At 55.1% G+C, this 15,325-nt stretch carries 12 protein-coding genes and 1 pseudogene; 6 read left to right on the top strand and 7 right to left on the bottom strand.

Features of this window, described 5'->3' with window-relative positions; genetic code table 11:
• Nucleotides 1-11: 11 nt before the first annotated feature.
• From tsaD to panC, 5 genes are read left to right on the top strand one after another with little or no spacing between them, the layout of a single operon-like run.
• Nucleotides 12-1,040 carry a tRNA (adenosine(37)-N6)-threonylcarbamoyltransferase complex transferase subunit TsaD gene (tsaD, locus tag L215_RS0106700; protein ID WP_025882686.1) on the top strand — a complete coding sequence of 343 codons (1,029 nt, stop codon included), beginning with the start codon at nt 12-14 and terminating at the stop codon, nt 1,038-1,040.
• Complete coding sequence (locus tag L215_RS0106695) at nt 1,021-1,542, top strand: CinA family protein (RefSeq protein ID WP_238296159.1); 522 nt, start codon at nt 1,021-1,023, stop codon at nt 1,540-1,542. The genes tsaD and L215_RS0106695 overlap by 20 nt, the downstream gene beginning before the upstream one ends.
• Before the next feature lie 35 nt (nt 1,543-1,577).
• Nucleotides 1,578-2,999 carry a PDZ domain-containing protein gene (locus L215_RS0106690; protein WP_025882684.1) on the top strand — a complete coding sequence of 474 codons (1,422 nt, stop codon included), beginning with the start codon at nt 1,578-1,580 and terminating at the stop codon, nt 2,997-2,999.
• Between the two features lie 30 nt (nt 3,000-3,029).
• On the top strand, nt 3,030-4,307 hold the full coding sequence (locus L215_RS0106685; protein WP_027451530.1) for an S-adenosylmethionine:tRNA ribosyltransferase-isomerase: 1,278 nt from the start codon (nt 3,030-3,032) through the stop codon (nt 4,305-4,307).
• A 45-nt stretch (nt 4,308-4,352) separates the two neighbouring features.
• Nucleotides 4,353-5,213 carry a pantoate--beta-alanine ligase gene (panC, locus tag L215_RS0106680; protein WP_025882683.1) on the top strand — a complete coding sequence of 287 codons (861 nt, stop codon included), beginning with the start codon at nt 4,353-4,355 and terminating at the stop codon, nt 5,211-5,213.
• 376 nt (nt 5,214-5,589) lie between these two features.
• Here panC and L215_RS0106675 read toward each other — a convergent pair whose 3' ends face one another.
• The 7 genes from L215_RS0106675 to L215_RS0106645 form a co-directional block, all read right to left on the bottom strand.
• A complete protein-coding gene (locus L215_RS0106675) occupies nt 5,590-7,248 on the bottom strand; it encodes a leucine-rich repeat domain-containing protein (protein WP_025882682.1) in 1,659 nt (552 codons plus the stop codon).
• Nucleotides 7,249-7,402: 154 nt separating this feature from the next.
• Nucleotides 7,403-8,617 (bottom strand): type IX secretion system ring subunit PorN/GldN, encoded by a 1,215-nt coding sequence (gene porN / locus L215_RS0106670; protein ID WP_025882681.1) that lies wholly within the window; start codon nt 8,615-8,617, stop codon nt 7,403-7,405.
• A 38-nt stretch (nt 8,618-8,655) separates the two neighbouring features.
• Entirely contained in the window at nt 8,656-10,206 is a 1,551-nt protein-coding gene (gene porM, locus L215_RS0106665) for a type IX secretion system motor protein PorM/GldM (RefSeq protein WP_025882680.1), read from the bottom strand.
• Nucleotides 10,207-10,260: 54 nt separating this feature from the next.
• Nucleotides 10,261-11,295 carry a type IX secretion system motor protein PorL/GldL gene (gene porL / locus L215_RS0106660; protein WP_027451529.1) on the bottom strand — a complete coding sequence of 345 codons (1,035 nt, stop codon included), beginning with the start codon at nt 11,293-11,295 and terminating at the stop codon, nt 10,261-10,263.
• A 53-nt stretch (nt 11,296-11,348) separates the two neighbouring features.
• Nucleotides 11,349-12,713, bottom strand: a complete 1,365-nt coding sequence (gene porK / locus L215_RS0106655; RefSeq protein ID WP_373852449.1) for a T9SS ring complex lipoprotein PorK/GldK — start codon at nt 12,711-12,713, stop codon at nt 11,349-11,351.
• A 197-nt stretch (nt 12,714-12,910) separates the two neighbouring features.
• Nucleotides 12,911-13,957 carry a PorP/SprF family type IX secretion system membrane protein gene (locus tag L215_RS0106650; protein ID WP_244869676.1) on the bottom strand — a complete coding sequence of 349 codons (1,047 nt, stop codon included), beginning with the start codon at nt 13,955-13,957 and terminating at the stop codon, nt 12,911-12,913.
• Between the two features lie 89 nt (nt 13,958-14,046).
• On the bottom strand, nt 14,047-14,268 hold the full coding sequence (locus L215_RS0106645) for a DUF2795 domain-containing protein (protein ID WP_004331394.1): 222 nt from the start codon (nt 14,266-14,268) through the stop codon (nt 14,047-14,049).
• A gap of 726 nt (nt 14,269-14,994) precedes the next feature.
• Here L215_RS0106645 and L215_RS10270 point away from each other — a divergent pair.
• Nucleotides 14,995-15,325 (top strand): annotated as a pseudogene (locus L215_RS10270) (hypothetical protein); the annotation flags it as partial.

Here is a 15,325-nt window from a genome sequence, read left to right as displayed (position 1 = left end):
GACACAGCATCATGACATCTTCATCTTCTCTCATCTTAGGTATCGAGAGCTCGTGCGACGATACCTCGGCAGCTGTGCTACGCGGTGGGCTCCTCTGTAGCAATGTGATCGCAAGTCAAGAGGTACACAGCAAGTATGGAGGCGTGGTGCCTGAGCTGGCGTCACGAGCCCATCTGCAAAACATCGTTCCTGTCGTACAGCAGGCGGTAGCGCGTGCCGGCGTCACGCTGGCCGACCTTGATGCGATCGCCTACACACGTGGTCCTGGGCTTCTCGGTTCGCTTATCGTCGGGACCAACTTTGCCAAGGGGCTGAGCTTAGCACTCCACATCCCTCTCGTTGAGGTCAATCACCTGCAGGCTCACGTCCTCGCACACTTCATCGCTAAGCCTGAGGAGCCACACACGCCACCCCCATTTCCCTATCTCTGTCTACTCGTCTCGGGCGGTAACTCACAGATCGTGCAGGTCAATGCGCCTGATGATATGCGCATATTGGGTCAGACGATCGACGATGCGGCTGGCGAAGCCTTTGACAAGTGCGCCAAGGTGATGGGACTCGGCTATCCTGGTGGCCCGATCGTCAATAAGCTCGCCAATGAGGGCGATGCTGAGCGCTTTCACTTTAGCAAGCCTCAGGTACCAGGGCTGGACTACAGCTTTAGCGGGCTGAAGACCTCGTTCCTCTATACGTTACGGGATGAGCTTGCCAAGGATGCTGACTTTGTTGCTAAAAACAAAGCGGATCTCTGTGCCTCACTCCAAAAGACGGTCATCGACATCCTCATGAGCAAGCTACTACGCGCCAGCAAGGAGACAGGCATCAAGCACATCGCTGTGGCTGGTGGCGTCTCGGCCAATACGGGTCTGCGTGATGCTTACCACACTTATGCCGAGCGATACGGCTGGCAGGTCTACATACCTCCCTTTGCCTTTACAACAGACAATGCCGCTATGGTTGCCATGGCGGGAACCTTTGCCTATGAGCGAGGAGCCTACGGATCGATAGATGCCGTTCCCTTTGCCAAGACAACGATCTAACCTACGCTTTATGCCCACCCCTCAGACGACAGAAGAGCAGCTACAGCGTCTCATAGCGCACTGGCTAGAGCAGCACGAGAGCGTCTCGACCTGCGAGAGCTGTACGGGTGGCTATATAGCGAGCCAGATGACGTCGCATGCGGGTAGTTCTCACTGGTTCCAGGGAGCCCTCGTGACTTATCAGATAGAGCTCAAGGAGCGACTAGCCTACGTGCCAGCTGCCACCATCGAGCAGTATGGCGTCGTGAGCCGAGAGGTTGCTGAGGCGATGGCTAGTGGAGCGTGTCAAGCTTGTCGTAGCACCATCGGCATAGCGACCACAGGCGTGGCTGGACCAGCTGGCGGTACGGCAGAGACACCCGTCGGGACTGTCTGCATCGCTATAGCGACACCTCAGGGCATCTACTCGGAGCGCTTGCAGCTCACAGGCTCACGGCAAGAGATCATACGGCAGACCTATTGCGAGATTATCAATCGGCTCTATCACTTGGAGCTGGAGTAAACCATTTCACCAACACACTCAAAGAACAGACTACAATGAAGCGACTATACCACACCACTTTGCTAGTTATCCTAGCACTCTGCTCCTTCGCCCTGACAGTGCAAGCTCAGAAAGCTTACGTCGGGCTGGAGTACCAGATGAGCTACAACGACAACTGGGGCGCTAATCGCCCCGTCATCCTGACCGTCTATCCCAATAGCCCCGCAGCACAGGCTGGCCTGCGTGAGGGCGACATCATCGAGGCGATCAATGGACACGAAACCATTAAGATGTCCGAGGAGGATATGATTCGCGAGTTGCAAGGCGAGGGGGAAGTCTCTGACGACTTACTCCTAGTTGTTTCCAACTTTGCCTACCACCGTGTGGTGCGTCATCTCAAGCCTACGGCTCAGCCTGCCGATGTGCTCACGGAGCGGGACATGGCTCGTGCCTTTGGCATGTACAGCCTAGAGGACGAGTCCGATATATTGATCTCTTACCCCATCAGCTCGGGCACAGAGGGTAAGACGGACTTGATCAACTATGAGACCTTTGGCTTCGTGCGAACCAACAAGCAGCACACCAATCGAGACGTCCTCATCGAGCAGCAGATTACCGAGGCTCTACAAGCTAAGGGGTTGACCTACGATCCGAAGAATCCTGACCTACTCGTAGATACCTATTATAGCATCACCGAAAACAGCGCTTACGACGCCGCTGTCGCTCGTCGCTCTGCCGTGCAAACGTCGCTACGCATTGACCCCAAGGCGCATAAGCTCATCGAGCTGCCGATCCTACCGATGGGGAGCGACAAGACGCTGGCTCGCTTCTACTTGAAGTTTGGCGTTACTATATATAGTGGTGTCAACGAGCGCAAGATGCTATGGACGAGCGAAGCCGAGGAGCTACTCTCTGACGACTATACGCTGACCGACTACACCGCTCTGACGGTGCCAGTGATGCTCTTGCAGTTCCCCTTCACACGCTACTTCAATTCGCTCGTCGTTCGCTTCGCCACCCACAGGTATCTATCGCTGGGGATCAACTATCAGGCAAATAAAACTTCGACGATCCACTCGTTGTCACTACACTCACCAGCTGCCGAGGCGGGGCTACGTGCTGGAGATAATATTGTTGCCATCAATGGTCGCCCTCTAGGCACTGCCGATGAGCTCTCTAAGGGTTATCTGGCCTTTGTCAAGAAGAGCATGTCTTGCCGTAAGCACGACCATCCCTTTGCGATCAAAGATGGACCAACCAATTGCCGCTATTGGGACTCGGAGGACTACGCTCGAGTCGCTAAGCTCCTGGACAAGGATAAGTACTTCGGAGGCTTTAGCTACCTCTTTGCCTTCAATCCCTGGATCACGACAACACCTCGTACAGGTGTTACCATCGACTACCTGCGTGACGGCGTGATGCAGCGCGTCGTCGTAGAGCCTAAGCTACAGGAGGCTTGCTACGTGACGCTTGAGTAGTCCTGCAGAGCTAATCAAAGGATCAAGAGTATGTGTGACAAGCCTCATACGCAGCACTGGGTCGATATAGATATCAACGACTACGACTACCCGCTCCCCGACGAGCGTATCGCAGCGCATCCGCTGGCGGAGCGTGACCAGTGCCGGCTCCTCCTGAGCGATGCTACGGGGAGGCTAGAGGACCACACCTTTGCCGAGCTACCACAGCTACTCCCGCCCCATGCGCTCCTTATTCGCAACAATACGCGGGTCATCAAGGCGCGCATCTTCTTTGTCAAAGCCACGGGTGCCCGCATCGAGATACTCTGCTTAGATCCCTACAAACCTGTCAGCTACGAGGAGAGTCTTGCCTCGCTCGGCTCATGCTCGTGGCACTGCCTCGTGGGCAACTCGAAGAAGTGGCGTCCCGAGCAAACTATCTCCTGTACGCTCCCATTAGCTGGCGGACAAGCTATCACGCTACAAGCGAGTAGGGCGGTGGAAACTCCAGACGTAGTCACCTTCAGCTGGAGCGATGAGACTAAGAGCTTTGGCGAGATACTAGAGCTGTGCGGTCAGCTACCCATCCCTCCTTACCTCAATCGAGAGACCGAGAGCAGTGACCTCACCGACTATCAGACCGTCTATGCTCGCATCGAGGGCTCCGTGGCAGCGCCGACAGCGGGTCTACACTTCACGCCAGAGCTAGATGACAGGCTCCTAGCCGAGGGGCACCGCATCACCGAGCTAACGCTCCATGTCGGTGCAGGCACCTTCCTACCAGTCAAGGGGCGTCAGGTCGCTGATCATCAGATGCACAGCGAGTATTGCAGTGTGCCGACAGCAACACTGGAGACGCTCATAGAGCATATCGACAGCCCCTTTGTACCCATTGGGACAACCTCTGTACGCACCTTGGAGAGCCTCTATTGGTTTGCCGTAGCGCTGCAGCAAGCAGAGCAAGAGGGTAGGGACGTGGCAGAGCCCTTTCACCTAGATCAGTGGTATAGCTACCGAATGCGTCAGAGCTGTGGCGCAAGCTTGCCGTCACGCCGTGAGGCTCTAGAGATATTGCTCCGCTATGCGCACCACAAAGGGCTTGATCGGCTCACTTTCTCCACAGCGCTACTCATTGCTCCTGGCTATCAGTATCAGATGGTAGACATCTTGGTGACCAACTTTCACCAGCCGAAGAGCACGCTCCTGCTACTCGTCTCGGCACTCATCGGACCCCACTGGCGCGCGCTCTATGAGCACGCTCTTGCTGATGAGCACTATCGCTTCCTCAGCTATGGCGACGCCTGCCTGCTCTACCGGCAAGAGCTATAAATCGAAATCAAATCATACACACCCTTTTCAGCATATCACACACAAATGAAAGTCATTACAACGGTTGCTGCACTACAGCAAGAACTCTCTAAGCTACGCCAAGAGAACCCCTCAGCCCGTGTCGGGCTAGTGCCTACGATGGGTGCCCTGCATGCGGGACACCTGAGTCTAGTGGCTGCTGCTAGAAAGCAGTACGACATCGTCGTCGTGTCAGTATTTGTCAATCCCACGCAGTTCAACAATCCCGAAGACCTGCGCACCTATCCCCGCAAGCCTGAGGAGGACCTAGCACGTCTGCGTGACGGTCAGGTAGACATAGCCTTCCTGCCCACCGTCGAGGAGATGTATCCCGAGGCGGACACCCGTCAGTTTGACTTCGGCTTCCTCGGAGAGACTATGGAGGGAGCGCATCGCCCAGGCCACTTCAACGGTGTAGCGCAGATCGTGAGCAAGCTCTTTATGCTCGTGCAGCCCGATGGCGCTTTCTTTGGCGAGAAGGACTTCCAGCAGATAGCCATCGTACGAGAGATGGTTCGCCAGCTCGCTCTGCCCGTAGAGATACACAGCTGTCCCATCATCCGCGAGGCTGACGGACTAGCGCTGAGCAGTCGCAATCTCCTTCTCACCAGCGAGCAGCGTGACGTAGCACCACGTATCCACGACACGCTGGTAGCCAGCCAAGCGCTCATCCCTGAGCACTCGCCACGAGAAGTCGTTGACTTCGTCGTCTCACGTCTCGCAGAGCATCCGCTCCTGCGTCCTGAGTACTATCAGATCGTCGACGGCAAGACGCTTCGTCCCCTCGAGTCGTGGAGCGATAGTAGCGATCCCGTCGGTTGCATCGTCTGCTACTGTGGCGATGTTCGCCTCATCGACAACATCCACTACAAAACCTCAGCCAACTAGCTGACTAACCTACAAACGTATAGTTAGGGGCGAACCTCACGGGGTCCGCCCCTTTTTCTGCTCTTTTTGGAGCTAACCATCAGTGCCACTAGGGTGAAACTTTTGTTCCACCTAGGTGAAACTACAGTTTCATACGGGTGAAACTCCAGTTTCATAGGTAAGAAACTCTAGTTTCATAGGTAAGAAACTCTAGTTTCATAGGGAGAAACTGATCTGCCACCCGTAAGAGTGAGTCAGAAGAGTCTTGCTGGTAAAGCTTAGCGTAGGGGAGAGAGAAATAAGCGAGGCATCCACACCATAACGTGTAGATGCCTCGCATTGTATGATCTCCTTTTACGGACGCTTTATCGTGCAGAGACGATAAGCTTGACGCTCCTTATAGTATGATGCGCTCAGCGCGGGTCCCGTGAATAGAGGTGCTGCGGAGTAGGTAGACGCCAGCTGTGGGGAGGGCAACCTGTGCCGTAGCGTGAGGCGCTAGCTCTAGTGTGGCAAGGCGTACACCGTCCGTGCTGTAGAGCGTTACCTCCATCGTGGCTTCGCTTAGGCTCTCAAGGTGTAGCGTACCATCGTGCTGATAGCTCCAGCTGAGCTGTGTGGTCTGTAGCTCAGGCGTTGCGATAGCTCTTGGCTCCTCTCCAGTGAGGTCGTCTCCATGTAGGATGAGCTGCCAGTAGGGAGCGTTCATATACTTTTGCATAGCCCCTGGGTAAACGTGTAGACGTACGGAGGGGAGGTCGAGACCCATGAGAGACTCCTCAGTGAGGACGGGAGGCTCTATGGCGTAGCTGTAAATGTTCTTCAGCTCCTTGCAGTCGCTGAGTACGAAGGCACCCATACCGAGGAGCGTCGAGGGTAGACGTAGTGAGCTGATCTTGTGACAGCCTGCGAGTGCGTAGTCTGATACGAAGCTGGTGCCGTAGGTGACGATGGCCTCGCCCTCAGCCCCTGAGGGGTGTGCCATAAAGACTGTCTGCTCGCCATCTTTTGTGGTTGCCTTGTAGTAGAGCGAACCATTTGCGAGCCAATACTTATCATTGCCAGGGAAGGTGAACTGACGCATTCCGTTGTTGACAAGAGCGGCCACGCCGATGCGCTTGATCGTCTGAGGTATGGTGATACCCTGGACATCGGGACACTCGTAGAAGGCGTAGTGGTAGATGGTTTCTGTCTCTGCGGGCACCTTGTAGTCCTCACTCTTGAACTTGGCGGGAGCCTCATAAAGCGTCTTCAGATCGGCTGAGTAGAGTATGCCATCACGAGAGATGAAGTGCTTGCTCCCAGAGGCGACGGAGATAGCTGTGAGCTCGGGGCAGCGGCGGAAGAGCTTAGCGCCCACACGCTCTAGGCTGGCTGGTAGGGTGACGGTCTCGAGGTTTTCGCAGCGCATGAAGGCACTGTCAGCGATCGAGCGTACGCCCTCGGGGATGGTTAGGGAGAGCAGTCCGAGGTTCTTATAGAATGCTTTTGTCGCGATGGAGTCGAGGGTGGTCGGGAGCTTCACCTGCATCAGGTTTTCGCAGCCTGCGAATGCGTTCTCGGAGATGACCTTCATACCCTCGGGCAGGCTCATCTTGCGCAGTGCAGTACAGCTTTGGAAGCAGTACTTGGGTAGTGTGTCGAGGGTCGTGGGGAGTGTGATCTGCTTGAGCGACTCATTGAGCCAGAAGGTGCGGACGCCCATTCGCTTGAGCCCCTCGGGGAGTGCTATCGTGGCCAACTTAGGACAGTCAGAGAAAACGTCATCACCGATGCGCTGGAGTTTGGAGCCTGTGGCAAAGGTGACACTCTCGAGGTTCATACAGTTTTGAAAGGCTGAGTTGCCTATCTCCTGGACATTCTTGCCAATTACTACCTCTGTGACACTCGCTGTAAAGAATGCGTGGTCGGCAATCTTGGTCACTTCGTCAGGTACGACATATCGTCCGGAGAGACCTTCACATTTAGATAGTACGCCGTCCTGGATGGTCTGAGCTGAGAGGGTGAGGGGAAAGAGTAGCACTCCAATGAGTGCGAGTAAGTAATAGTGTCTCATAAGCAATTGCTGATTATAGGTAAAGTTTTTGAACTACCAGCAAAGATAAGCTTTTGTTCTTACTTGGACTACAAATGGAAAAATAGACAAAGAGAGAGGGCTGAGTCCGTTATGATGGACCCAGCCCTCTTGTGTTTGGTTGGCGACTTAGTCGCTAGAAGCGGTTGCGTACAGAGCGTGTGGTAGTGCTCTTCGACTGCTTCGGTTGCTCTGCCTTGGCAGCTTTGGGAGTAGTCTTCTTGGTGGGACGACTCTTCTTCTTTGACTTGGTCGCTTTTGCTGCTTTGCGCTGGTTGCTCTTGCCCTCGCGGAGCTCTTGTGAGCGACGTGCACGGGCTGTGTCGAGCTGATCGTCGTTCTCCCCGTCACGCTCCTCCTGAAGGTCGCTATCGCTAGCCTCTGAGCTGGTGTACTCGGTGCCGTAGAGGCTCTCCTCAAACTGCTGTAGCTCACCCTCGATCTGGTTGCTAAAGGCTTGACGAGCCGCCATGGCTGTTGAGTCGCTCATCTCGCTATTGAGCTCAGCGGTCTCACCGCCTAGCGTCATCGAGATCTGTCCGCGGTACAGGTTGAGACTGAAGAAGTCGTCCATCGTGGCGGTCGTGGCGTTATTCTTGGTCGAGAGCATGACTGGCTGCTGCGAGAGGTAGGGCTGCAGGTCGGAGTACTTGACCCAGAAGAGCGGTATGCGCACGCTACCTTCCATCGATATCTCGTCGTCCATCACGGGGCAGATTGCTACGATCTGACTGCTCACGTCGCTGGTCTTGACATCGTAGTAGTACTCCTCCTTGACATAGTAGCTGCGGATGGACTGAGTAGGGATGTCTACGGGGAGAATCTTGAAGGCACGGTTGCCCGTCTGGCTGGGGTCTTTGTCATATACGATGCCAAAGCGGTCGAGGAAGTCTTCGAAGCGCAGCTGTCGCTCTGGAGTTAGGTTTTCGTAGCCCAGGTCTTCGTATTCATAGACCGTGATGCTCCCCTCATTGAAGCGCTTGAAGAGGAGCGAGAAGAGGCTCTGCAAGCGTCCCGACGGACGTACAGGACGGAAGATGGGGGCATTGGCGAGGCTGTCTATCGAGAGCTGTCGGTAGACGACTCGGCGCCAGGGAGCTGTCTCGGTCTCCTTAACCTGCTGATCAGCGTAGTTCTTGGCGCGTACGGAGACGCCATTGGCCTGTGTCTCCTGCTCCTGCTCTTTCTGAGCGCGTCGCTGACGTGCCGTGGGTCGCTGCCGTGGTAGCTCCGTGGCGACTCGTGTTGAGTCGGTCGGGGTGGCAGAGAGTGGGTCAAAGTTTTGCGCCTCAGCGGTCAGTGTGAGCGTGAGGACCAGGAGCACTATGAGTATAGACTGGATGCGTTGCATAGTATAATGGGATGGGTCTATTCTTAAAGCTGTGAAGACTATCGTACGATTACTTCGATGGCTGGGATCTGTCGCTCGATCCCGTCGGGACCACGAGCTGTCACTTCGCTCACGAAGAAGCGCTTACCCTTTGCCATATTGCGGATCTTGTCTCGCTGTCTAGCGGAGAAAGTGGGTCCATTGGACACCTCGGGGATAACGCCACCTACAGAGTCAAAGAAGAGGAGCTGGAAGCGCACTACTTGGTAAGGTACGTCTAGCAGATCGTCATCGATAGCAGCTCCGATACCGTTGGCAGTGAGGAGGTCACGCTTGGCGATGCGCCCGCCCTTAAAGCGTTTGGTCGCTCCATTGGCATCGGTGTACTGTATATAAGGAAGCGGATCGGGGAGAGCTCGCACACGTAGCGAGGTCTCGGCCATCTTGGTGGTTCGTCCATCAGCCTGCTTGGCCATGACGGTGATGACAGCGGGAGTGCCGATCTTAGCGGGCTTAGCATTCCAGCTGTTGCCATTGCGGGTGAGCGTTCCGTTGGTCATCGTGGCGGTCACGTTTTGCGAGGGAACACCAGGCACCGCAATGCTGATCGGGTTGTTGATACCCGCATAGAGGACGTTCATCATGGTAGGAGCGACCGTCGCAAAAGGCTCAGTGACATAGTACTCCGACTGGAAAGGTTGCTTGACAGCGGTGCCGTCGGGGAGTTCTGTCTCGATGTATCCCGAGATGGGGAAGGTACCGGCCTTGGACGCTGTGACACGGTAAACGCCCCCAGCGCTCTCGGGAAGGGTGGTGCCATTGACCACAATCTTGGGGATGCGTGTCGAGTCGTAGCTGGAGAGGACGATGCTCGCCTCGTATTGGCTGCCCTGCATGACGAGCTGACTGCGTGGGATCACTTGCGCAGCAATCTTATTAACGCGGAGGTCGCCACTGTCGATGTTTTGGACAAGGTCATTCAGTACATCGCCCTCGACGGAGCGTATGTCGCTCTGAAGCTTCGTGAGCATCGTGAGCGAGGCAATGGTGGGGATATTCTCAAAAATCTGCTGCTCCCAGTTGAGCCCGCCCGAACGCTCCGTGCTGAGCATCTCAGAGATATGCTCACGACGGCTGTCGCTACGAACCATCTGCGTGGTGTACGTACGGAATGCCTCGATCGACTCGCGCAGCTTAGCGCCTCGCCGAGTGATGGGATTGAGCATGACGGTGGTGGGGGCGTTCATATCGTCTTTGCGAGCCACATCGTTGGGATTGGCATCCTTACCGTCAGCCTCTTGAGCTATGAGGAGGCGCAACTGGTCTATCTCGTTGTAGAGCGAGTCGGCATAGGCGGTGAGCGCTAGCCCTTTGCGATACCAGGGCTCTGCTTTGCTAGGGTTTTTGGCATAAGCAGCTGAGAGCCCCTTCATGATATTGTCATTGCTCTGCTGAGCTCCCTCGATGGTGTTCGTCAGACTGCGCTCCACGAGGACAAAGCCCGAGAGTACCTCCGAGGAGACATTGAGTGCTACCATCGCAATGAAGACGAGGTACATCAGATTGATCATCTTCTGCCTATTGCGGTTACCACTGCTTCCTGCTGCCATAATGCCTAGATTGTATTAGATGAATAGCTATCGAGTAGGTGAGGGGAAAGTGATCTACTCTTGTGGCTCCTGTGGTGCGCCCGCATTGCGTGGTGCTTGGTAAGGCTGAGAGGCGTAGTAGTCGGGACGTGCCGAGGGGTACTCCTGCCGTGGAGCGTAGTAACTAGGCTCGTAGCCTCCCTGATAAGGACGGCCCGCCATGCCAGGGGCTCCCATATTGACCGTCAGCGCCTCCAGGATGCGAGCGTAGACACGGTTTAGCTCAGAGAGCTGCATGGTCAAGCGCTCATTTTGCGTGCGGAAGGTAGTACTGTCGATAGCGGAGTCTTGGTACATATTCTTAATGTGCTCCAGTCCTTGGTTGATCTGGTTAATGGTAGCGACCTGTCCTGTGATGCTTGCCAGCTGCGACTCGTAGATCTGGTTGAGACGAGCTAGGTGCTGCGAGGTGGTGTCCATCTGCGTCTGATACTCGACGGCACTCTCACCGAGGGTGCGACCGTCTTGCTGCATAGCGACCCACTGATCGGTCATCTGCTGAGATAGCTCGCCCAGTCGGCTAAGCTGCGAAGCGGCATTGGCTAGCTGATCAATGGCTGAGGAGAGACGCTCCACCTGAACTTCCGAAGCTGGCGCACCGTAACCACCCTCAGGGGCAACGTAACCCGCCTGAGCTTGTGGCTGAGGTGCGTAGCCGCTAGGCTGCTCGTGATGCTGACCCTCAGGATAGGCATAAGTGGGCGCAGGCGCTGCGGCTGCCTCCTGAGCTTTGCGGAGAAGGTACTGTCGGCGAGCCTCCATCTCCTGCTTGTCCATCGGGTTCTTAGAGTCTAGCTCGGGGAAGACCTGCTCCCACTGGTAATGCTCCTCAGGCTGCTCAAAGCCTGAGATGAAGAAGACGAAGAACTCGGTGATCATACCGATGAAAAGCATCTCATTGCCGAAGGGTAGGTGGAGCAACTTAAAGAGAGCTCCTAGGATCACCACTGCGGCACCCCAGCTGTATGCGAAGTTGAGCACTCTGCGCCCTTTCTTGCTGGAGAGATACATCTCCAGTCCATTCTTGTAGCGTCTATATTTCTTTGCCATGAGTCTATCTATCTGAAGGGTAAAGCCGTCGTTAGGGCTGTCTGTTGCGTTGCTTATTTGGAGTTGTTGATGATGCTGCGCACACAGCGGAAGCCGATGTAAGAGTGCGCCTCATCTTGTGGAGCGTAGATGCGTCGTGTGGACTTGATGAAGCGGAGGACGTCCTTCCACGAGCCACCCTTGGCGACCTTGCGCCGTAGCATCGTGTTGTCCTCGCGCGCTGCGTTATAGCGCATCTGCGGATTGACATCGTCCATCATCTCGTAGCTCGAGACGAAGTAGCTCGAGCTAGTCCACTCTGCCACGTTGCCCGCCATGTCGTAGAGCCCGTAGTCATTTGGCGAGAAAGTGCTCACCTGCGAAGTGATCACCTGTCCGTCGGCTGCGTAGTCTCCCTCGAAGGGTTTGAAGTTTGCCAAGAAGCAGACATCCTCCGAATCTAGGTCTTCGCTATTCCACGGGAACTTCGTGTTCGTCCGTCCAGCACGCGCTGCGTACTCCCACTCCGCCTCAGTGGGCAGTCTAAACTCAGGAACGATCGCTCCGTCGGGAAGGTTCAGTCCCTTCCGATAGTTGTCCGTACGCCAGTGACAGAAAGCAGTTGCTTGCTCCCAGGAGACACCCACCACGGGGTGGTTGTCGTAGCGAGGATGGTTGAAGTAAGTGCGGGTGTAGATCTCATTCTTAGAGTTGGGGTAGTCGTTGACCCAGACCGTCTCGTCGGGATAGATCGCCACGATGTAAGTATTGAGGAAGTCGTACTCACTAGCGAGCTGACGTGTGATCGTCTCACGGATCACCTCGCCACGGTCATTGACGTAAGCCGTGTCCTTAGAGATCATCACTGGCTCCTGAACACCCTTGCTGGCGCGCACATCCTTTTGTAAGTTGTTGCGGTAGAGCGCCGCTGCGTGGTAGTCGTAGACCTCATATTTATAGAGCATCTGCTTAGGATCGAGCTTGCGCTCGCCCGTCACAGGGTTCGTGTAGTAGACACTCTCCATCGCCTCCAGCTCCTGCTCTAGCGCACGCTTAGGATTGGGCAGAGGCTGAGACCAGTCGAGGTAGGGTTTGACGGGATCCCCATACTTGTCTGTGGTAATCTTGTAAAGCGGGTTACCTCCGTAAAGTGGGTCAGCGAGACGCTCACGAATGATCGAGTCGCGTACATAGTAGACGAACTGTCTCCACTGCGCATTCGTCACCTCCGTCTGATCCATCCAGAAAGCATCTACCGAGATGGCCCGGTACTCAGCGGGGAGTCCCCACACCGTGTCAGCCTCACGCTCGCCCAGTACGATATGTCCTTGCGGTACTTGCACCATGCCATAGGGAGCAGGCTCGCTCCACGAGGAGAGTCCCACGCCCACCAGCTCGGCACTCACGCCAGAGCCACGCTTGGGAGCGCAGCCCACCATGCTCAGCACGGAGATGAAGAGTAAGAGTAGTGCCAGAGCACCTAGTAGGGGCAAGGCTCCAGCTCTGATTCTGGTCCTAAGCCTTTGTGCGGAACGTGCGTCATGCGCGCTCTCGGACGGACTGCAGTATGTCGGCAAAGCTTCTTTCATAGCTTCTAAGTTGTTTCAGAGTTCTATTTAATAGTGAGACGTACGGGCTAGAGGAGTCGGATACTCTTGTAGCTGTTGGTCCCTTTCTTGTGACTAGACATCGGGAGTGCATAGGTTATCACCAGCTCGTGACTGCCCCAGTTGCCCCTCGCCAATTGACTCGTAGGCATCTCAAAGAGGTAACCCACGTGACACTTGCCAAAGAGCGCTCCCAGCCGTAGCCCCGCAGCTTGCAAAGGTCGGTACATCAGACCAGCCTCCCATCGCTGAGCTAGGCGTACGTCTAGGTTGACATCCACCCGCCACGATGTCAAGTTTGTCGAGGCAAATAGTGAGGGGTGCCACGATAATAACGCACCCCGAGGTGTAATATTGTACCCACAGACCGCATTGATATGTATCGGCACCTTCTGATAGTAGAGCCTGTCGAGTGTGATGCGAGGCACCGTGAGGTGACGCCCCGAGAAGCCGATGAAGTACCGAGGCGTGTGCCATAGGACTCCCGCTGAGAGGTCAAAGGTGCGTCCCGATACGGGTGTCTGTGGTAGCGAAGGGTCATTTGGCGTCATCGCTCCTCCGTCTGGTATGTGCGCCTTGGTGCCGTCGTATAGAAGGTTGATCATGCCCAGGCCCGTGCCGATGGAGAGGATTTTGTCTCCCTTCCAGCGAAGCTGAAAAGCGTACTCCGCCTGCGCCTCTGTGCGGGTGAAGAGTCCAGCACGCTGCGCCACGACCACCAGCCCCACGCCGTGGTAGCTCTTGCCCCACTGCTGCTCCGTATGAGCCGAGACAAAAAGGTTAGCAGGCGCCCCCTCTATACCAATCCACTGCTGATGATAGGCAGCCGTCAGGAGCAGATCTTTCTGCAAGCCGATCGCTGCTGGATTGTAGTAGTTCTGCAGTCGTCGGTAGTCTGAGAAGATCGGATCCACCTGCGCCAGCGAACGCATCGGGAGCCAGCAAGCCACGATAAGCAGACATAGCAACAGCCTCCCGAGAGACTTACGCGCCCACCTCTCCGTAGCGCATACGCCCCCCTCCGACTGGTGCTCTCTTGGCGCAAGCCGTATAGCGCAGATCCGAAGTGGGCGCATTTCTTTCATCCTAGGTGGTGTGTATTCATAAGCTAATAGCTATGCGGAGAGTCACACTGATTATAAGTCAGCGTCTCTATAGTGGCGAGCTAGTACTCCTCCTCGTTGAAGAAGAAGTCCTCCTTGCTAGGGTAGTCTGGCCAGATATCCTCGATGGTCTCGTACTCCTCGCCCTCGTCCTCGATCTCCTCGAGGTTTTCGATCACTTCGATGGGCGCACCCGAGCGCTGAGCATAGTCGATGAGCTCATCTTTGGTAGCAGGCCAGGGAGCATCCTCCAGCTTTGAGGCCAATTCTAACGTCCAGTACATAGTCAGTCTATTTCAGTGGTTATATAATAAGGAGTATCCTATCGGACAAAACGGCCGTGTCGCTAGATTATTGCGCACTTCTGCCGACTTGCTCCAATAGGTCGTCTCCTACGAGCGTGCAAATATAGACAACCTAGACCACATTTACAACTCTTCAAACTCCTAGGCCTGCGAATCTCACGACCAGCCCTCCGTAAAGACGCACGCCCGTGCCTCACGACAACGGTTATCCGTCTGATGCTCTCCGACACCTCTGATCACCCTATTATCGAATATCCATGGATATGCGCGTTTCCCACGTAAGAATCGAAAAGTTCCTCCGCTGGAACTGAAAAGTTCCTCCGTTGGAACTAAAGAGTTCCTCCGTTGGAACTAAAAAGTTCCAAAAGGGGAATTGTTTTTGGAACTCGTATGTGGCATAAATAGAGTGCGATAGCAAGCAGGTTGCTATGTTAATGCGAGACGTGTAGCCCTTTGTAGGGACGCACGGTCGTGCGTCCGTTGTCGAACGAAAGTTACAGCATCGTGGCCTTGACGGGGACGGACGCACGACCGTGCGTCCCTACAACCGCTACTCGTCTAATCTCTAATTTCTAACCTCTTGCACAACTCAAAGTAAAGGCATAACTTCGCAGGAGACATCATTCACACGGCAAAAGCCATCACAGCTCCCCATCACGCTACAACTGAACACTATCCACTAATCACTATCTACTTAGCCACACTATGGGTAAACAACTTTGTATCTGGTTCTTCGTCCTCCTCAGCACGCTCCTCACGAGCAGCACGCTCCTCGCCCAAGGCGTCATCACTATGACCACCTCCCGAACTGTCGGAGAGGAAATTGGACTGGAGATTGAGGCGAATGGTAACGTCAACATCGAGGGGGCTCAAGAGGCTGGACAAGCGAACGAGTACGGTCGAAAGTATTACACAATTGAAAGTCAAACAATCACCATCCGAGGCGATGTGACAGAACTTAATTGCTCATGGAATCAACTGACCAGCTTGGACGTGTCGGGTAGTTCCTCCTTGAGAACGCTTGACTGCTCCTACA

The organism is Porphyromonas uenonis DSM 23387 = JCM 13868, from assembly GCF_000482365.1.
Taxonomy (GTDB): Bacteria; Bacteroidota; Bacteroidia; order Bacteroidales; family Porphyromonadaceae; genus Porphyromonas; species Porphyromonas uenonis.
This window is presented reverse-complemented; position numbering and strand designations above follow the sequence as displayed.